The organism is Ralstonia sp. SET104, assembly GCF_003851545.1.
Lineage (GTDB): Bacteria > Pseudomonadota > Gammaproteobacteria > Burkholderiales > Burkholderiaceae > Ralstonia.
In genome coordinates, this window is record NZ_BHVX01000007.1 from 1 (window position 1) to 17009 (window position 17009).

The window sequence follows — 17009 nt, forward strand, 5'->3', positions numbered from 1 at the left end:
AGGGCTGAGTCCTGTGCAATACAGAACTCAGCCCTGTCAGGCCTAGCCTTACGAACCGTCCAACTTTACGGGGTCAGTTCAGTTGAGCGTGCGTTTTTCATTTGCAGGCCAGCCGGCCGATCAGCCCGCAGAAATCTCGACCGGCGCCCGCACCGTCGGTTCAGCGGCCGTTGCCGCTGCCACCGCAGCGGCCGTCTCTGCCGCAGCAGCGGCTTGCGGCGAGAAGTGGTTGAGCAGTTCCAACTGGCTGATGCGCACGTGCTTGCCGCGTGTCTGGCGTTGCACATAGCGGCCATCCTGTTGCATGACCCACGCCGATGCGTTGTCGCGCAAATGCACCTGCAGACTTTCTTTGATGACGCGTGCCTTGAGCTTGCGATCAAGCACAGGGAAGGCCACTTCCACGCGGCGGAACAGGTTGCGGTCCATCCAGTCAGCGCTGGAGAGGTAGACGACCTCTTCACCGCCCGCATGGAAGTAGTAGACGCGATGATGCTCCAGAAAACGCCCGACGACGGAGCGCACGCTGATGTTCTCCGACAGCCCTGGCACGCCCGGCTTGAGCGCGCACACACCGCGCACGATCAGGTCGATCTTCACGCCGGCGCGCGATGCCTTGTACAGCTCATCGATGATGGTAGGTTCCAACAGCGCGTTCATCTTGCCGATGATGCGTGCACGTTTGCCTGTACGGGCGGCGCGTGCTTCGGCGCGGATGTGCTCGATCAGGTTGTCGTGCATCGTGAACGGCGAGTGCCACAGATGATGCAGCTTGATTTGCGCGCCGGTGCCGGTGAGCAACTGGAACACGTGATGCACGTCTTCGCAGATCTGCTCGTTGGCCGTCATCAAGCCGAAATCGGTGTAGAGCCGGGCGGTCTTGGGGTGGTAGTTGCCGGTGCCCAGGTGCGCGTAACGGCGTAGCTTGACCGCCTTGCCCTTGCCTGACACTTCGCGGCGGACCACCAGCAGCATCTTCGCGTGGCACTTGTGGCCAACCACGCCGTATACCACGTGTGCACCGGCCGATTCGAGCTGGTCTGCCCAGTTGATGTTCGTTTCTTCGTCAAAGCGCGCGAGCAGCTCGACGACTACAGTCACTTCCTTACCGTTGCGAGCCGCCTTGATGAGCGCTTCCATCACCGTGGATTCGTTGCCGGTGCGGTAGACCGTCTGCTTGATGGCGACCACGTCAGGGTCGCGCGCCGCTTGCTGCAGCAACTCCAGCACGGGCGTGAAGCTTTCGTATGGATGGTGCAGCAGGATGTCGCCCTGACGAATGGCGTCGAACACGTTTGAGCTGTTCGCCACCTGCTTGACCGTTGCCGGCACGTGCGGCGGGTACTTCAGCACAGGCTTGTCAACCATGTCAGGCACCTGCAGCAGGCGCACCAGGTTCACCGGACCTTTCACGCGGTAGCAGTCTGTTTCGGTCAGGCCAAACTCCTGCAGCAACCGAAGCACCAATGTCGGCGACGTGTCATGCGCGATTTCCAGGCGCACCGCATCGCCAAAGTGGCGCGTGGACAGTTCGCCCTGCAGTGCCTCGCGCAAGTCTGTGATTTCATCTTCCGACACGAACAGATCGGAATTGCGCGTCACGCGGAATTGATAGCAGCCATGGACGTCGATCTGCGGGAACAGCTCGTGCACAAAGCCCTGCATAAACGACGACAGCAGCACGAACCCATACGGATAACCCGACAGCTCCGGCGGCATCTGCACGAGCCGGGGCAGGGCACGCGGCGCCTGCACGATGGCCAGTTCAGCCTCGCGGCCGAAGGCGTCCTTGCCCGACAGCTCGATGATGAAGTTCAGACTCTTGTTGAGCACGCGCGGGAAGGGGTGCGCGGGGTCCAGCGCCATCGGCGTCAGAATGGGCACCAGTTCGTGCTGGAAGAAACTGCGGCACCAGGCGCGCTGGGTTTCATTCCAGTTGGTGGTCATGTGGAAGAAGACGCCTTCCTTCTCCAGCAAAGGCAGGATGTTGTCCTGCAACATGGCATACTGTTGCGCGACCAGTTGCCGTACCTGCTCAGAGACCACGCCAAACGCCTGCTGCACTGACAGCCCGTCGGGCGTGACCGACGAAGGGTTGTCGCGCATCTGCTCCTTCAACCCGGCAACGCGGATTTCAAAGAACTCATCGAGATTGCTCGACACGATGCAGATGAATTTCAGCCGCTCCATCAACGGCACGCCCGGGTCAGCAGCCTGGGCAAGCACGCGGGCGTTGAATTCCAGGATGCCCAGTTCGCGATTGAGCAGATCGCCCGCGGGCAATGTCGACATGTTGTGTTCAGACGGATGGCGATCGGGCCACTTTTTCATAGTTCGGTGTCAAATTTGTGACACATTGGAATTGTCACGTTAGGGACACAATAAATACATATTTTGTTGCGCATCGTTTCGAACGACAATACTCCGCGCTACGATTTTGCTCCTCACCCGTTTTCATTCATGAGTCCCACCCCCCGTCTGCTGGCCGCTGTCGACATGGGCTCCAACAGCTTCCGGCTGATGATCGGTCGCGTTGACGAAACCACTGGCGCCAATGGCGTCAGCAGTACCCAGATTTTCCAGGTCGATGCGCTGCGCGAACCGGTGCGTTTGGCCGCCGGCCTTACGCAAGATAAATACCTGGATCAGCCGGCGCGCCGGCGCGGTGTTGACGCCCTGCGCCGCTTTGGCGACCGCCTGCGCGACTTCGCCCCCGAACATGTGCGTGCCGTGGCCACCAACACCTTGCGCGTGGCCAAGAACGCGCAGGAATTCCTGATCGAGGCCGAGGCCGCGCTCGGGTTCCCCATTGAGGTGATTGCGGGTCGTGAAGAAGCGCGATTGATCTATCTCGGTGCATCGCATGATGCACCGGCGTGCCAGGGCAACCGGCTCGTTGTCGACATCGGCGGCGGCTCCACCGAGTTCATCATCGGCAATGGCTACAAGCCCAAGCTGATGGAGTCGCTTTACATCGGCTGCGTTTCGCACAGCCGGCATTTCTTCCCGAACGGCAACGTGGACGAGTACGCGATGAAGCAGGCCGAGCTGGCCGCGCGTCGCGAGATCCAGGTGCTTGTGCAGCAGTACCGTACGGCGGGCTGGAACCAGGCGGTGGGGTCATCGGGCACGGCCCGCGCGCTGGCTGAGCTGATCGAGCTGAACGGCTTCAATGACAAGAGCAACGAACACGGCATCACGCGCGAAGGGCTGGAGCGCCTCAAGCGGGCGCTCGTCAAGTCCGAGAACACCAACCGCCTGAAGCTTAATGGCCTGAAGTCGGATCGGATTCCGGTGCTGCCGGGCGGGCTGTCGATCATGCTGGGCGTATTTGCCGAACTCGATGTCGACCGTATGGACGTGACCGACGGTGCGTTGCGCCTGGGCGTGCTGTATGACCTGCTCGGCCGCACGCATCATGAAGACATGCGCACGGTGACGATCGAGCAGTTCATGCGCCGCTACAGCGTTGACCGCGCGCAGGCGAGCCGCGTACGTGATGCGGCGACGGCGCTGTTGTCGCAGTTTCCCGATCCGCCCGACGAGCGTCGCGAAGACAATCTCGCGCTGCTGGGCTGGGCGGCAAGCCTGCACGAGATTGGCATGAGCATTTCACACAGCGGATATCACAAGCACTCGGCGTATATCTCCAGCCATGCGGATATGCCGGGCTTCTCCAAGACGGATCAGGCGCGCCTGGCAACGCTGCTGCTGGGCCATGCCGGCAAGCTGGGCAAGCTCTCGGGCGGCGGCAAGTTCCCGGATTGGCGGATGCTGTTCAGCCTGCGTCTGGCGTTCGTGCTGTGCCGTCGGCGTGGCGCGATCCAACTGCCGGGCCTGCGCGTGCGTCACAGCGAGGGCGAACTCAACGAAGGCGGTTTCGAGGTCGAACTGCCCAAGAGCTGGATCGAGCAGAACCCGCTGGTGGAATACAGCCTCATGAAAGAAGCGGACGAGTGGCAGCGTATTGGCCGCCGCTACAAGGTCGTGTACGTGTAACGGTGCGTCGCAGCACCCAATGCAAAACGGCCCGGAGTGTTCCGGGCCGTTTGCTTTGGTGCGGCGACTGTTTGTCGTGCTACATCAACCGCGCAGGAAGTGGCGTGCGTAGCGGGGGTTGATGTCCGACAGACGCAGCAGCGTGAGAAAGTCGGCGACGTTGAAGTCAGGGTCCCATGCCGGTGCGCCGCAGATGCGTGCGCCCAGGCGCAGATAACCCTTCACGAGCGCAGGCGGCTCGACCTCGAGATTCTGGTTCAACTCGTCTACCGGCAGCGCTACGCGCGGGAAGGCGTGGTACTCGATCGGCGCAAGCGACCCGTCGTCGACGAAGCTGCGATACAGGCTTGCGGCAAAGTGGCCGCCATCGCCCATCGACACGCTTGCGCAACCCAGCATCGATTCGAAGCCGTAGCGCTGCATGTATTCGCCCAGGCCGGCCCACAGCGCCATGATGACGCTGCCCGAGCGGTAGTCGCGGTGCACGCACGAGCGGCCCAGTTCGACCATCTTCGGGCGCAGGTGTGTCAGGCGCACGAGGTCGAATTCGGATTCGGAGTACAGGCAACCGATTTTCTTGGCGGCATCCGGGCGCAGCACGCGATAGGTGCCGACCACGCGCAGCGTTTTCTGGTCGCGCACGATCAGGTGATCGCACACGGCGTCGAACATGTCGACGTCCAGTTCGGTATGCGCCGAGGGCAGGCGGGCGCCCATTTCCTCTGCAAACACCTTGTAGCGCAGGCGCTGCGCTTCGGTCACTTCATCCTGGTGGCGCGCCCACGAAATGGCCAGAACAGGCTTGTCACGCGTCGGAACAGCTTCGGGTGAGCGAGGAAGGCCCCTCCGTGCAGATTGACCGAGATTCGCCAGATTCAGGCTCGGCAGTGCATCGATCAACGGCTGGGTGGGCGTCGGCAGGTCTCGCATTCGGATCCCCAAGGGTGGATTTCGAGGCGATTCTAGAGACACTACATGACAGATCGCTGACAAAAGCGTGTCAATCGTGACTGTTGCGTGAATTTTGCATGGCGATACTGTGACGAGAGCGATGTGTCACGCAAACTCGGGATTCACCACGGCGCGTAGCACCGTTTGTGCTTCGTCTTCGCGCATGCGACGGCATAGCCACCATACGGCGGCTTTCTTTACGCTCCAGTCCATTTCCGTGCCCGCAATGAGCAGGCTGGCCAAGCGGCCCAGCCATGGCTGATGACCGACCAATAGCAGGTTGGTGTTCGACGGCCAATCGAGTGCGTCGAGGATTGCGCTCACGTCGGCCCCGGGCGCAAGCGCGGTCAGCGTTTGAAAATGCTCGGTGAGCGCGCGTGCGGTCTGCTGGGTGCGCACGGCGGGGCTGGCGAGGACGAGCGTGTCTTCGGGCAGGCGAGGGCGCAGCCAAGCGGCCATCTTCTCCGCCTGCTTGTGGCCGCGCTTGGTGAGTTCGCGCTGGAGATCGGTGTTGCGCTGAATGCGCAAGGACGCGGCTACGTCTTCGGCTTCGGCGTGGCGCCACAGGATGAGATTCATGGGGACGGTGAGCGGCGTTGCATGATGCGGATGCCGTCTTTATAGCACCGTCAGATGACATCGCCAGCCGCCTCAAAACAAAACGGCTTACGTGGTGAACGTAAGCCGTTTTGTTTGCTGCTGAATGCTGGTCGGGGCGGCAGGATTTGAACCCGCGGTCTTCCGGTCCCAAACCGGACGCGTTACCAGACTACGCTACGCCCCGAAGAACGCGATTGTACCGCTTTCGCAACAACTCGGTCAAATCAGTGTTCGGACGATCATGCCCAAGGCTACAGCGCCCGCAAACGCGGCAAATCCTTGCTGCAGCGCCGGCCCTGCCAAATGCCGTGCAAAGCGCCGCCCTAGCAGCATGCCGGTCAGCGCACCTGCGGCGAATGGCAACGCGATATGCCAATCGACATGCCCGCCGATGGCCGAGGCGACCACGCCGCCGGCGGACACCAGCGCGATCACCGCCAGCGAGGTGGCGACGATGGTCTGCATCGGCAGATCGGTTGCGCGGCGAAGGGCGGGCACGATGACGAAGCCGCCGCCCACGCCCAGCAATCCGGAGAGGAACCCCGCACCCGCGCCGGACGCGGCCAGTGCGCGTGCGCACGGTAGCGTCCAGACCAGCTTGGCGGTGGTGGTATCGAGATGACAGGGCGGTGCCATCCGTCTTGGCTGGGGCTCGGTTGACGGTACGGCGCGCGCTTGCCGGAACATGCGCATCGCCACATAGGCGAGCACCGCTGCGAACAGCAGCGTCAGCGGCGTGTTGGGCACGCGGTGCGCAACCCAGATGCCGAATGGCGATACCACCACACCGCACAGCGCCATCAGTCCCGCAGCCTTGTAGCGGACCTTGCCCTCACGCAAGCCGAGCATCGCACCGAGTCCGGCGGACAGCCCCACAGCCAGCAGTGCAATCGGCGCGGCTTGCGACACCGACAGATGCAACCCAAAGATCAGCAGCGGCACCGCGACAATGGCGCCGCCCGCGCCCGTCAACGCCAGGATGAGCCCCACCACCGAGCCCAGCCCTGCGCTGATGATCCAACCCGCTTCCATTGGTGACATGGTCAACGCTCCGCCGGGGTGGATATCTTCTTCAAGACCTTGCCGCAATACAGTTCGGAGAGCGTCTGCATGATCTGGATGACCTCGAAGCTGGCGAGCCGGTAGTAGATGTATTTGCCTTCGCGCCGTGTGGTGACCAGACCTTCGTCGCGCAGCACGCCCAGTTGCTGGGACAGGCTGGGCTGGTGCAGGCCCACCAGCGCTTCCAGTTCACCGACGTTGCGCTCGCCTTGCGTGAGTCGGCAGAGCAGCAGCAGGCGGTCTTCGTGGGCCATGGCCTTGAGCACGGCACACGCCTGCGATGCAGACGCGCGCAGCATGGAAATGGCCGCCTCGGGCAGCGGCACAACGTTGGGGTCGGTAGTCGGGGCGATCGAATCGGTCATTGGGGCACGGTACTGCGTTCTCTGCTTCTCTTCGTTCTATTTGCGCTATTGGCAGACAGAATGCCAGGCGATATTCTATAAAAATATAGATTGTTTGCGAAAGCCCGCCATGCATGCCCAGATCGAACCCTTCTACGACCCCGATACCTGCACCATGACTTATGTGGTGCACGCAGGGCCCGGCACACCATGCGCTGTGATCGATTCGGTACTCGACTACGATCCAAAATCGGGCCGTACGACGACCCGTTCAGCAGATCGCGTTGCCGCATTTATCGAAGCGCAGGACTTGCGCATCGAGTGGCTGCTGGAGACCCACGCGCATGCCGATCACCTGTCGGCCGCTCCGTACCTGCGTGGGCGCTTCGGCGGGCGCATTGCCATTGGCGAGCGCATTAGCGTGGTGCAGGGCGTGTTCAAACCGGTCTTCAATCTCGAGCCGTCGTTCCAACTTGATGGCTCGCAGTTTGATCACCTGTTTGCGCCTGACGAGGTCTTCCATATCGGCAATCTGGAAGCAAAGGCGCTGGCCGTGCCGGGTCATACGCCGGCCGACATGGCTTATCAGGTGGGCGACGCGGTGTTTGTGGGCGACACGCTGTTCATGCCGGACGTGGGCACCGCGCGCTGCGATTTTCCCGGCGGGGATGCTGGCACGCTGTACCAGTCGATTCGCAGTCTGCTGGACTTGCCGCCGCAAACGCGGCTCTACATGTGCCACGACTATCCGCCCGCCGGCCGTGAGGCCATATGCCACACCACGGTGGCCGAGCAGCGCCGCGCCAACATCCACGTGCGCGATGGCGTGACCGAAGCCGAGTTCGTGCAGATGCGCACCACCCGCGACGCGACGCTCGGCATGCCGACGCTGATGCTGCCGGCCATCCAGGTCAACATCCGCGCAGGCATATTGCCGCCGGCTGAGCAGAACGGCGTGCAGTACCTCAAGATTCCGCTGAACGCGCTGTAGCCGCTTAGGGGGGCGAATAGCGCGGGTTTGCCCGGCCGAAGGCGTGGCAGGTGTTGGATGGGCTGATTGGCATAACGATGCCGGCGCTGTCTGCCTTGCTGCTGCGCCACGCCGTGGGTGGACTCTAACTCCGTCTACCGCAGAGCCACCGTCGCCAGCGTGTCCTTGCGCGCGCGGAGCACCCCCAGCGATTTCAACAACGCATGCCCCTGCTGCGTGACGCGCGGCTCGCTCACGCCAGGGCTCGGGCGTTCCAGCGTAATGAGCTGAAGCGCCAGCAGCGTTTCAATATCCACCGTATCCAGATCGCGCGGCTGCGAGTCGCCACACACCAGAACCAACGTCGCAATTTCGTGGGGGCTCAACATCATTGTCTCCAGCTGTTCTGTCGCGCAAATGGCTTTTATACAAAGCCGCGCGTAAGCGCTACTGCATGGCTCGTGTCAGAAACGCCAACAGCGGTCCTGCGGGTGCTGTCAGGCGATCTAAAGTGCGTTGCCTTTTGCCCCGATGCCAGCGCTTCCGGCATCGGGCGCGGGGGAGGACGCAATTGCCATTCCCACGACGAGAATATGGTGCTCGCGAAGGGGTACGTGTTCTCCCTGCCCACAGCAGGCTCAGCAGGGCAAGGGGGCGAGATAGCCACCCGGACGGCCCCACGCGGTGATGACCAACACAGATACATTCAAACGGATCCAAACAGGCCACTCAGCCGCGCCCTCTTGCAGGGCGCGCTTGCGGCTCTGCGGCGGGCTGCTTGAGCGGCCTCAGATTCATCTTGTTGATTACGCGGCGGGCGCGCTCGGTGCAGTCTTCACCGTCGGGCTGGTGATCGACTTCGCGAATCAGCGCAAGCAGATCACGCTTGTTTTGCGCCAGGCGCTGTTCCAGCACATTGATTTCTTCGACTTTGTTGCGCAGCGCTTGCAGGAGTTCTTCGCGTGGCCACTCGCCCAGATGGGCGGGCAACAGGGCGCGGATCTCGTCCAACGAGAAGCCCGCGCTCTGCGCGCGCAGGATGATTTCCAGCCGCGTTAATGATTCGGGCGCGTATTCGCGATAGCCATTGGATTGCCGCTCGGCCGGCTGCAGCAGACCGCTCGCTTCATAGAACCGGATACGGGAGGCGGCCACGCCGCTCAGGCGGGCCAGTTCACCAATCTTCATTTGCGTACTCCGCAGGCTTGACATTCAAGTTGACTTTAAGCTTAGGGTTCGGGTGTCGTCAAACGTCAAACGTCAATAGTCAAATGTGGATGCCACCCATGAAGCTCTTCACGCCCCTCGTTTTGCCCAACGGCGCGGTGATTGCCAATCGCCTTGCCAAGGCCGCCATGGAAGAGAACATGGCCGATGCCGATCACGCACCGTCCGACGCGTTACTGCGCTTGTATGAAGCATGGGCGGCAGGCGGCGCCGGCTTGATCCTGACCGGTAACGTGATGGTTGACCACCGAGCCATGACCGGCCCGAGCGGCGTCGTGCTGGAAGACGGCGTACATCTGGAACGCTTTCGCCGCTGGGCGCAGGCCGCGCGTGCGCATGGCGCGCATGCGTGGGTCCAGATCAACCATCCGGGGCGCCAGATGCCGGCGGCACTGGGGCAGGCCACGCTGGCACCGTCGGCGGTTCCACTTGCGCTCGGCGCGCTATCCAAGCAGTTTCCAGTGCCCAGAGCGATGACCGAGGCGGACATCTTCGACGTTCAGCAACGCTTTATGCGTAGCGCGCAACTGGCCGAGCAGAGCGGTTTTAGCGGTGTGCAGATCCATGCTGCCCATGGTTATCTGTTGAGCCAGTTTCTGTCGCCCATCTCCAATCGGCGGCAGGACCAATGGGGTGGCCCGATCGAGAATCGCGCGCGGCTGTTGCTCGACATCGTGCGTGGTGTGCGAGCGGCCGTGTCGCCGCAGTTTGTGGTGTCGGTCAAGTTGAACTCGGCCGATTTTCAGCGCGGCGGTTTTAGCCCCGATGACGCGAAGCAGGTGGTTGAACTGCTCAACCCGCTCGGCGTTGATCTGGTCGAGCTGTCTGGCGGCAGCTATGAAGTACCTGCCATGCAAGGGCACGCGCGCGATGGCCGAACGCTGGCCCGCGAGGCGTATTTCCTGGAGTTCGCGCGTGACATCGCTGCCATTGCGCGCATGCCCCTGATGGTCACGGGCGGCATCCGGCGCCGGGCGGTGGCGGAGCAGGTCATCGACAGTGGGGTCGATATGGTGGGCATTGCCACCGCGCTATCCATTGATCCGAACCTGCCGCGCGATTGGGCTGGCGGCAAGAACAGCGCGCCGGTGCTGCCGCCCATTACGTGGAAGAACAAGGCGCTGGGGGCGTTGGCCAACATGGCGGTCGTCAAGTTCCAGCTCAACCGGCTGAGCAAAGGGCGCACGACGGCCCCGCGTGTATCGCCGCTGCGGGCGCTGATACAGCAACAACTCGCGGCATCTTGCCAGTCGCGGCGCTATCGACGATGGACGGCACAACGTCAGGCACGCTAGGGCGTATTTTCTGACGGGACTGGCACAGCCTTACCGGTGCGCCGCGTCTCTTGTAGATTCATGTTTTGCCCCCCAACCGGAAAGCACGACATGAAACAAGTCACTTTGCCCGACGGCGAACGCGTCTCAGCGCTCGGCATGGGCACGTGGAACATGGGCGACGACCGTACTACGCGGGCCGAAGAAATCGCCACGTTGCGCCTGGGCCTCGACCTGGGTTTGCGCCTGATCGATACGGCCGAGATGTACGGTGAAGGCCTCTCCGAATCGTTGATCGGCGAGGCCATTGCCGGGCGCCGTGATGAGGTCTTTCTCGTCAGCAAGGTCTACCCGCACAACGCCAACCGACGCGGCATTGCCGCGGCATGTGAGCGCAGCCTGCGCCGGCTTGGCACCGACCGGCTCGATCTGTACCTGCTGCATTGGCGCGGCGATGTGCCCTTCGATGAAACGGTGGAAGGTCTGCAGGCCCTGCAGCGCGAAGGCAAGATCCGCCACTATGGCGTGAGCAACCTCGACTTGTCGGATATGGACGAATTGTGGGGCATGCCGGGCGGCGATGGGATCGCCGTTAACCAACTGCTGTACAACCTCAGCCGGCGCGGCATCGAGTGGGACTTGCTACCCTGGCTGCGCGAGCGCCGCGTGCCGGTAATGGCCTATTCGCCCATCGAGCAGGCGCGGTTGGTTCGGCATCCGAAGCTGGTGCGTTTTGCGCAGGAGTGCGGTATGACGCCGGCACAGGTGGCGCTGGCGTGGTTGCTGGCGCGTGACGGCATCATCGCGATTCCGAAGACGGGCCATCGTGAGCGCTTGCGCGAGAACATCGGCGCGCTGTCGCACACGCTCACGGCTGAGCAGCTCGCTACGTTGGACAGCATCTTCCCGCCGCCCAAAGGGCCGCGCGCGTTGGAGATGCTGTAACGGGTCAGCGCGATTTGGCCAGGTAGCGTTCGTGGTCGACGTAGCTGGTCAGGTAGACGCGCGCTTTGTCGCGAGTGTCTGTGGTGACGCGATCGGCCACCTTGCGTGCGCCGGAAGACGACATTGATGCGCTGAGGTAATCGCGGAAGCCATCGTGCATGGTGCGCAGATCCGCCTCGCAGGCATTGAGCGCGGACGACACGACGGCCTTCGTCTGCGTAGTGCCCGGGACACCGTCGTCGGCATGGCGCTGGACGCAAGCCATGTATCGGGCGCGCAGTGTTTGCCAGCCTTGGTCAGCGCTGGCGGCACCAGTTGTGTTGGTAGCGCTGCTGGTATCGGCGGGCGGTTGTTGCGGGGCCGAGCCGCATGCACCGAGCAGGGCCAGCAGGACGAGAGACGGGCAAATCAGGGCTTTCTTCATGGCATGGACTGTACTGCACGGCTCTGCTGCTTGCGGCCTCCGAAGTCGGTTCTGGCTCACCCGGTAACATTTGGAAACGAAAAATTTCGGGCCACGTTTTGCGGCCGCGCTGCCCACCTCGAAGAACTTACGCAGCGCTCGGCGCGAGCCGCTGCCTCAGCCGTTGCGGAAGATGAAGCTGTACGCATTAAGGGCTGGTACGCCGCCCAGATGGGCATAGAGCACGCGCGAGCCTTCGGGGAATTCGCCGTTGCGCACCATGTCGATCATGCCGTGCATGGATTTCCCTTCGTACACCGGGTCGGTCAGCACGGCTTCCTGGCGTGCGCACAGGCGAATGGCTTCGAGCGTGCCCTCGTTGGGCAGGCCGTATTCCGGGCCGCCGTAGCGCGTGTCGAGCACCACGTCTTTCTCGGTGATGTCGCGGCCGAGGTCGACCAGTTCGGCCGTGTTCTGCGCAATGCGCAGGATCTGCGCGCGCGTCTGAGCGGGCTTGGCCGACGCATCGATGCCGATCACCTTGTCGGCGCGGCCATCCGCCGCAAAGCCCACGACCATGCCGGCCTGCGTGCTGCCCGTAACCGAGCACACCACGATGTAATCGAACTTGAAGCCCAGTTGCGCTTCCTGCTGCCGCACTTCTTCGGCAAAGCCCACAAAGCCCAGGCCGCCGAGCGGATGTTCCGAGCAACCGGCCGGAATCGGGAACGGCTTGCCGCCGCGCTTGCGCACGTCCTCCATGGCCTGTTCCCAGCTCGGGCGGATGCCAATGTCGAAGCCAGCCGCATCGAGGCGTACATCCGCGCCCATGATCCGCGACATTTCGATGTTGCCGACGCGGTCGTACACGGCGTCGGAATAGTTCACCCAGTTCTCCTGCACCAGCACGCACTTGAGCCCGAGGTGTGCTGCCACGGCAGCGACTTGGCGCGTCTGGTTCGACTGAATGCCGCCAATGGAAACCAGCGTGTCGTATCCGCCTTCCAGCGCTTCCGGAATCAGGTATTCCAGCTTGCGCGTTTTGTTGCCGCCGAAGGCCAGGCCGCTATTGCAGTCCTCGCGCTTGGCATACAGCTCCACTTTGCCGCCCAGGTGTGCGCTCAGCCGTTTCAGTGGCTGGATGGGCGTTGGCCCAAACGTCAGGGGATAACGAGGAAATCTCTGCAGGTTCATGAACTGGCTCCTTCCGTGCCGCACGTGGCGGGATGTCGGAAACCAATGGTACGCAGAACAACGAGAAATGGGATTGCAAAAATAAACTAATATTCAAAACGAATCCAATCGAAATTTATTTTTGAATTCTATTTGTTTCTTGGAAATGAAAAAAGGCGGAACAAAATTGCAGGATGCGTCCGGCGATGCGGTGGCTTCTGCGCGCCACGCCTTGGATCGCACCGATCGGGCGATTCTCAGGGCACTTCAGCGCGATGCGTCCATCTCCAACGTCGCGCTCGCGGCCAAGGTGAGCCTGAGCCCGCCGGCCTGTCTGCGCCGGGTGGAACGGCTCAAGGCGCTGGGGCTGATCAAGGGGATCGTTGCGCTGCTCGATCCGCGTGCGCTGGATCTGGGGTCACTGGTGATGATCGGCGTCGTGCTGGATCGCTCGACGCCGGAATCCTTCGCGGCATTTGAGAAGGCGGCGCAGAAGGTCTCAGGCTGCCTGGAATGCCATGTCGTGACCGGCGAGTTTGACTACTTCATGCTCGTGCGCACGAAAGACAGCGAGGGTTACAACCGCCTCCATGCCGAACAGTTGCTGTATCTGCCAGGCGTGCGGCAAATCCGGACGTTCATGGTGCTCAAGCAGGTGCTGTCCACGACGGAACTGCCGGTGGCGTAAGGCTTCAGGCCTTGCGTTGATCCGTCAGGCGGTTCCAGAGCATTCCAGCCCGGTTCCCGCTTTTGCAATAGGCGAGGATGGGCTTGGGCAACGTGTCGACCAATGCGCCAAATGCCTCGACATCTGCATCGCCAATGCCATTCGGTTCGACCGGCAGGTAGCGCGCCTGCATACCCAGTTCGCGGGCAGCAGCGGCAATGTCTTCAAACGTGGGCTGATCAATGCTCTCGCCGTCAGGACGATTGCAGATCACCGAGCGGAAACCTGCACTGCGGATGGCTTTCAAGTCCGCCGGAGTGATCTGCCGCGAAGCGGTCAGGCCACTGGATGCCGTGGCCTGGCATTGCTCGATCGCGCGCTCAAAGCAGGCGATCGCAAAGTCGATGTCCTGCTCCGTCGCAAAGCGGCCAAGGCTGATGCGCACGGTGCGGCCCGCCGCATCTGCATCCAGGCCGATGGCCGACAACACATGAGAAGGCGTGCCCGCGGCGGAGTTGCACGCCGATGTGGATGACACGGCAAGATCGTCGCCCAGCATCATCGGGAAGAAGCCGGGCGCATTGACCGTCAGGCTCAAGGTATGGGGAATGCGCCGTGCTACGTCGGCGTTCTGCACCACATCGCCAAGCGCAAGAACCGATGCCTTCAGCCGCTGGCTCAGCGCCGAAATGCGGGCGATTTCCTGTGCAAGGTCTTCCGCCGCCAACTCGCACGCGACGCCCATGCCGACAATCTGATGCGTTGCCAGCGTGCCCGAGCGCAGGCCGCGCTCGTGTCCGCCACCGTGGATTTGCGGCGCAATTTGCGCTGCGATTTCGCGGCGGACGAACAGCGCGCCGATCCCCTTGGGGCCATACACCTTATGGGCAGACATCGACAGCATGTCGATGCCGAGCGCACGCACATCTATCGGCGTTTTGCCGAGCGCCTGTGCAGCATCGACATGGAGCAGCGCGCCTGCGGCGTGCACGATCTGCGCAATCGCACGAATGTCAGTCAGCGTGCCAAGTTCATTGTTCACCAGCATCAGCGATACGAGGCCGGTTTCGGGGCCAATCGCCGCGGCTACTGCATCAGCGCTGATTTCGCCCTCGCGGGTCGGGCAGAGATAGGTCACCGAGCAGCCGCGCGCCGAGAGGTTCGCCATCGTGTCCAGAACGGCCTTGTGCTCAATGCGGCTGGTGATGAGGTGGCGCTTGCTTGTGGCCGTGTCAGCGTAGCCTTTCAGCGCAAGGTTGTTGGATTCGGTCGCGCCCGACGTCCAGATGATTTCGTCGGCATCCGCACCAATGAGCTTGGCGACCTGCTCGCGTGCGTGCTCAACTTTGTTCCGTGCAACACGGCCGGTTGCGTGCGAACTCGACGCCGGGTTGCCGAACGCGCCTTCCATGCCAAGGCAGGCTGTCATCGCTGCAATCACGCGAGGGTCGGCCGGCGTTGTGGCTGCGTAGTCGAGGTAATGCAAGGTGTTGGTGTCGCTCATTTTGTTTTCTTGCTGCGGTAGGGGCAGGAAAATGATACGGCGGATGATCCAGAAAAATAATTTAAAGTTTCCTTCGAATTTGGAAACTTTGCGGAAAGTTTTCTCTAAAATTGAGATTTTATAGAAGCTGATTTCTGAATCGAAATGGATGCCATTGACCGCGAATTACTGAGGCTGTTGCAGGCCGACGCAACGCTGCCTATTGCAGAACTCGCGCAGCGCGTGAATCTCTCGCAGACACCGTGCTGGAAGCGGGTGCAACGGCTCAAGGACACGGGGGTCATCCGCGCGCAGGTGGCGCTGTGCGATGCGCGCAAACTGGGTGTCGGTACGACAGTGTTTGTTGCTGTTCGAACTGACCAGCACACGGAAAAGTGGGCGCAGCGTTTCACGCAGGTGGTGCGCGACATGCCGGAAGTGGTTGAGGTCTACCGGATGAGCGGCGAAATGGACTATCTGTTGCGCGTTGCCGTAGCCGGCATTGAAGACTACGACCGCGTCTACAAGCACCTCATTAAGGCCGTGCCGCTCTCGGATGTGAGTTCATCGTTCTCGATGGAGCAGATCAAGTATTCGACTGCGTTGCCGGTGCGCGATGGTGGTCAGGCGGATTGAACGCAACCCTCGATTGTCGTCATGAGAGCTTGCATCGCTTTGCCATGGTGATCGGGGCTTACACAGACTGGACTGGGGTTGCGCCGCCATGACGGTCACTATCTGGCGAACTCCTATGCGGACGGCTGTGATCGCCGTATATCGGCCAACCCGATCGGAATCGAAGACCTCTACGAGCTGCCGCTGCATTCACAGTTGACGTGAGCTATGGGCGCGCAGCTCTCCATTGGATGTATTGCGGCGGCGGTATTGGCGTTGCGTGGGATAACCCGGGAATCGCCTTCCAAGGCTATTCCGATGCAGCGGTTACCCACGTTCTTGATTTTCAGGGGGAATGTGGCCTGCCCAGAGGGATTCGAACCCCCGACCGTCGGCTTAGAAGGCCGATGCTCTATCCAACTGAGCTATGGGCAGATTTGCAGACTGCCCAGACACACCAAAACGCACGGCCTCCGGGTGCCTGGGAGGTCGCGATTCTAACAGATGGGATGTTGCCCAGCGCTAGTGCTGGGGCGGGATTTCCGGCGGTAGCTCGCCGGGCGGCAGTTCGATAGGAGGTGTGCTGGGCTCGGGGTCGTGCACGGGGTCGTGGGCTGGCTCGTCGGGCGGCGGCATTTCCGGCGGCGGGTGCGGGGGCTGCTCCGGCGGCTGCGGTGGCGTGATGTGGGCGTGCTTGGTCAGATCGGGCAAGGCGGGCATGGACTGCCTCCATACATAGGTCGATTTTCGGGTTTGCCCTAATCGAGCCCGCAAGCGTCGTTCCTGCGCATCATCCAAATGGTGATACCTAAAATACGTACCCCCCATTCGGGGGGATTTTTGATACATTTCGTGGCGTCGGGTAGTGCCACACAACAACAACGTTTCATTCGAAATTCCGCGCAAAGACGCGGAACGCCGTGCCTACGCACGCCAGATGGGCGTGACGACGCTTTTCCGGTTCCGACCAGACGGGGAAATTAAGGGAGTCTTGTTTGGGCAGCCATGGAGCAATCCATGGAGCTGCTGTGTTTCGTCATGGTTGCAGGGGGCCGGGCGAGGCGCTAGTCATGGGGCAGGGAGGAAACAACAATGAGCACACGTCATGCACGACGCCCGGCAGGGTCGTCCCGCAGCACCTACATCCGTAACGCGCAGAGCGGCCGCATTGGCGATCGTTCCAACGCCAACGACCATCGTCTGCCGCCCAGCGGCGTACCGCGCATGCTGCTATGGCTGCTGGCCGCGACGATCCTCTTCGCGGTGGCGAACTACACGTTCAGGCTGTTCGGCTGA

The 17009-nt window shown here is 62.1% G+C and carries 17 protein-coding genes, 2 tRNA genes and 1 pseudogene; 8 read left to right on the top strand and 12 right to left on the bottom strand.

Annotated features, from left to right (window positions below; genetic code table 11):
* Positions 1-120: 120 nt before the first annotated feature.
* The gene (gene ppk1 / locus PSUB009319_RS10555) at positions 121-2292 is read right to left on the bottom strand and encodes a polyphosphate kinase 1 (protein WP_124382192.1); all 2172 of its coding nucleotides are present in this window, start codon (positions 2290-2292) and stop codon (positions 121-123) included.
* 168 nt (positions 2293-2460) lie between these two features.
* Between ppk1 and ppx the strand changes: the two genes are divergently transcribed.
* Positions 2461-3999 carry an exopolyphosphatase gene (gene ppx / locus PSUB009319_RS10560; protein ID WP_124382193.1) on the top strand — a complete coding sequence of 513 codons (1539 nt, stop codon included), beginning with the start codon at positions 2461-2463 and terminating at the stop codon, positions 3997-3999.
* Positions 4000-4083: 84 nt separating this feature from the next.
* Here ppx and PSUB009319_RS10565 read toward each other — a convergent pair whose 3' ends face one another.
* The 5 genes from PSUB009319_RS10565 to PSUB009319_RS10585 form a co-directional block, all read right to left on the bottom strand.
* Positions 4084-4929, bottom strand: a complete 846-nt coding sequence (locus PSUB009319_RS10565) for a GNAT family N-acetyltransferase (protein ID WP_124382194.1) — start codon at positions 4927-4929, stop codon at positions 4084-4086.
* A gap of 126 nt (positions 4930-5055) precedes the next feature.
* Entirely contained in the window at positions 5056-5529 is a 474-nt protein-coding gene (gene sixA / locus PSUB009319_RS10570; protein ID WP_124382195.1) for a phosphohistidine phosphatase SixA, read from the bottom strand.
* 128 nt (positions 5530-5657) lie between these two features.
* Positions 5658-5734: transfer RNA gene (locus PSUB009319_RS10575), tRNA-Pro, on the bottom strand.
* 35 nt (positions 5735-5769) lie between these two features.
* Positions 5770-6591, bottom strand: coding sequence for a sulfite exporter TauE/SafE family protein (locus tag PSUB009319_RS10580; protein ID WP_124382196.1), 822 nt, complete (start codon positions 6589-6591; stop codon positions 5770-5772).
* A 2-nt stretch (positions 6592-6593) separates the two neighbouring features.
* Positions 6594-6977: a metalloregulator ArsR/SmtB family transcription factor gene (locus PSUB009319_RS10585; RefSeq protein ID WP_124382197.1), complete on the bottom strand. Its 384-nt coding sequence runs from the start codon at positions 6975-6977 to the stop codon at positions 6594-6596.
* A 109-nt stretch (positions 6978-7086) separates the two neighbouring features.
* Between PSUB009319_RS10585 and PSUB009319_RS10590 the strand changes: the two genes are divergently transcribed.
* Positions 7087-7947: an MBL fold metallo-hydrolase gene (locus PSUB009319_RS10590; RefSeq protein ID WP_124382198.1), complete on the top strand. Its 861-nt coding sequence runs from the start codon at positions 7087-7089 to the stop codon at positions 7945-7947.
* A 26-nt stretch (positions 7948-7973) separates the two neighbouring features.
* A pseudogene (locus tag PSUB009319_RS23245) lies at positions 7974-8075 on the top strand (amino acid transporter); the annotation flags it as partial.
* A gap of 6 nt (positions 8076-8081) precedes the next feature.
* On the opposite strand, the gene PSUB009319_RS10600 reads toward PSUB009319_RS23245, so the two are convergent.
* Both PSUB009319_RS10600 and PSUB009319_RS10605 read right to left on the bottom strand, forming a co-directional pair.
* Positions 8082-8318, bottom strand: a complete 237-nt coding sequence (locus PSUB009319_RS10600) for a hypothetical protein (protein WP_124382199.1) — start codon at positions 8316-8318, stop codon at positions 8082-8084.
* Between the two features lie 337 nt (positions 8319-8655).
* Positions 8656-9114, bottom strand: a complete 459-nt coding sequence (locus PSUB009319_RS10605) for a MerR family transcriptional regulator (RefSeq protein WP_124382200.1) — start codon at positions 9112-9114, stop codon at positions 8656-8658.
* Between the two features lie 98 nt (positions 9115-9212).
* Here PSUB009319_RS10605 and PSUB009319_RS10610 point away from each other — a divergent pair, with 98 nt between their 5' ends.
* The gene (locus PSUB009319_RS10610) at positions 9213-10448 is read left to right on the top strand and encodes an NADH:flavin oxidoreductase/NADH oxidase family protein (RefSeq protein WP_124382201.1); all 1236 of its coding nucleotides are present in this window, start codon (positions 9213-9215) and stop codon (positions 10446-10448) included.
* A 90-nt stretch (positions 10449-10538) separates the two neighbouring features.
* A complete protein-coding gene (locus tag PSUB009319_RS10615; protein ID WP_124382202.1) occupies positions 10539-11372 on the top strand; it encodes an aldo/keto reductase in 834 nt (277 codons plus the stop codon).
* 4 nt (positions 11373-11376) lie between these two features.
* On the opposite strand, the gene PSUB009319_RS10620 is transcribed toward PSUB009319_RS10615, so the two are convergent.
* A complete protein-coding gene (locus tag PSUB009319_RS10620) occupies positions 11377-11796 on the bottom strand; it encodes a hypothetical protein (protein ID WP_124382203.1) in 420 nt (139 codons plus the stop codon).
* A gap of 156 nt (positions 11797-11952) precedes the next feature.
* Positions 11953-12969, bottom strand: coding sequence for a 1-aminocyclopropane-1-carboxylate deaminase (locus tag PSUB009319_RS10625; RefSeq protein ID WP_124382204.1), 1017 nt, complete (start codon positions 12967-12969; stop codon positions 11953-11955).
* 145 nt (positions 12970-13114) lie between these two features.
* Here PSUB009319_RS10625 and PSUB009319_RS10630 point away from each other — a divergent pair, with 145 nt between their 5' ends.
* Entirely contained in the window at positions 13115-13636 is a 522-nt protein-coding gene (locus PSUB009319_RS10630; RefSeq protein ID WP_124382433.1) for an Lrp/AsnC family transcriptional regulator, read from the top strand.
* A gap of 4 nt (positions 13637-13640) precedes the next feature.
* On the opposite strand, the gene PSUB009319_RS10635 is transcribed toward PSUB009319_RS10630, so the two are convergent.
* Entirely contained in the window at positions 13641-15119 is a 1479-nt protein-coding gene (locus tag PSUB009319_RS10635) for an aminotransferase class V-fold PLP-dependent enzyme (protein WP_124382205.1), read from the bottom strand.
* Positions 15120-15263: 144 nt separating this feature from the next.
* Here PSUB009319_RS10635 and PSUB009319_RS10640 point away from each other — a divergent pair, with 144 nt between their 5' ends.
* Positions 15264-15734: an Lrp/AsnC family transcriptional regulator gene (locus PSUB009319_RS10640; protein WP_124382206.1), complete on the top strand. Its 471-nt coding sequence runs from the start codon at positions 15264-15266 to the stop codon at positions 15732-15734.
* Positions 15735-16071: 337 nt separating this feature from the next.
* On the opposite strand, the gene PSUB009319_RS10645 is transcribed toward PSUB009319_RS10640, so the two are convergent.
* Positions 16072-16148, bottom strand: a tRNA-Arg gene (locus tag PSUB009319_RS10645).
* 657 nt (positions 16149-16805) lie between these two features.
* On the opposite strand from PSUB009319_RS10645, the gene PSUB009319_RS10655 reads away from it, so the two are divergent.
* Complete coding sequence (locus PSUB009319_RS10655; protein ID WP_124382208.1) at positions 16806-17009, top strand: hypothetical protein; 204 nt, start codon at positions 16806-16808, stop codon at positions 17007-17009.

What these genes read in the sequence shown, in the direction of transcription:
- ppk1 (WP_124382192.1), bottom strand. Translation starts at nt 2,292, where the DNA reads ATGTCGACATTGCCCGCGGGCGATCTGCTCAATCGCGAACTGGGCATC.
- ppx (WP_124382193.1), top strand. Translation starts at nt 2,461, where the DNA reads ATGAGTCCCACCCCCCGTCTGCTGGCCGCTGTCGACATGGGCTCCAAC.
- PSUB009319_RS10565 (WP_124382194.1), bottom strand. Translation starts at nt 4,929, where the DNA reads ATGCGAGACCTGCCGACGCCCACCCAGCCGTTGATCGATGCACTGCCG.
- sixA (WP_124382195.1), bottom strand. Translation starts at nt 5,529, where the DNA reads ATGAATCTCATCCTGTGGCGCCACGCCGAAGCCGAAGACGTAGCCGCG.
- PSUB009319_RS10580 (WP_124382196.1), bottom strand. Translation starts at nt 6,591, where the DNA reads ATGTCACCAATGGAAGCGGGTTGGATCATCAGCGCAGGGCTGGGCTCG.
- PSUB009319_RS10585 (WP_124382197.1), bottom strand. Translation starts at nt 6,977, where the DNA reads ATGACCGATTCGATCGCCCCGACTACCGACCCCAACGTTGTGCCGCTG.
- PSUB009319_RS10590 (WP_124382198.1), top strand. Translation starts at nt 7,087, where the DNA reads ATGCATGCCCAGATCGAACCCTTCTACGACCCCGATACCTGCACCATG.
- PSUB009319_RS10600 (WP_124382199.1), bottom strand. Translation starts at nt 8,318, where the DNA reads ATGATGTTGAGCCCCCACGAAATTGCGACGTTGGTTCTGGTGTGTGGC.
- PSUB009319_RS10605 (WP_124382200.1), bottom strand. Translation starts at nt 9,114, where the DNA reads ATGAAGATTGGTGAACTGGCCCGCCTGAGCGGCGTGGCCGCCTCCCGT.
- PSUB009319_RS10610 (WP_124382201.1), top strand. Translation starts at nt 9,213, where the DNA reads ATGAAGCTCTTCACGCCCCTCGTTTTGCCCAACGGCGCGGTGATTGCC.
- PSUB009319_RS10615 (WP_124382202.1), top strand. Translation starts at nt 10,539, where the DNA reads ATGAAACAAGTCACTTTGCCCGACGGCGAACGCGTCTCAGCGCTCGGC.
- PSUB009319_RS10620 (WP_124382203.1), bottom strand. Translation starts at nt 11,796, where the DNA reads ATGAAGAAAGCCCTGATTTGCCCGTCTCTCGTCCTGCTGGCCCTGCTC.
- PSUB009319_RS10625 (WP_124382204.1), bottom strand. Translation starts at nt 12,969, where the DNA reads ATGAACCTGCAGAGATTTCCTCGTTATCCCCTGACGTTTGGGCCAACG.
- PSUB009319_RS10630 (WP_124382433.1), top strand. Translation starts at nt 13,115, where the DNA reads ATGAAAAAAGGCGGAACAAAATTGCAGGATGCGTCCGGCGATGCGGTG.
- PSUB009319_RS10635 (WP_124382205.1), bottom strand. Translation starts at nt 15,119, where the DNA reads ATGAGCGACACCAACACCTTGCATTACCTCGACTACGCAGCCACAACG.
- PSUB009319_RS10640 (WP_124382206.1), top strand. Translation starts at nt 15,264, where the DNA reads ATGGATGCCATTGACCGCGAATTACTGAGGCTGTTGCAGGCCGACGCA.
- PSUB009319_RS10655 (WP_124382208.1), top strand. Translation starts at nt 16,806, where the DNA reads ATGAGCACACGTCATGCACGACGCCCGGCAGGGTCGTCCCGCAGCACC.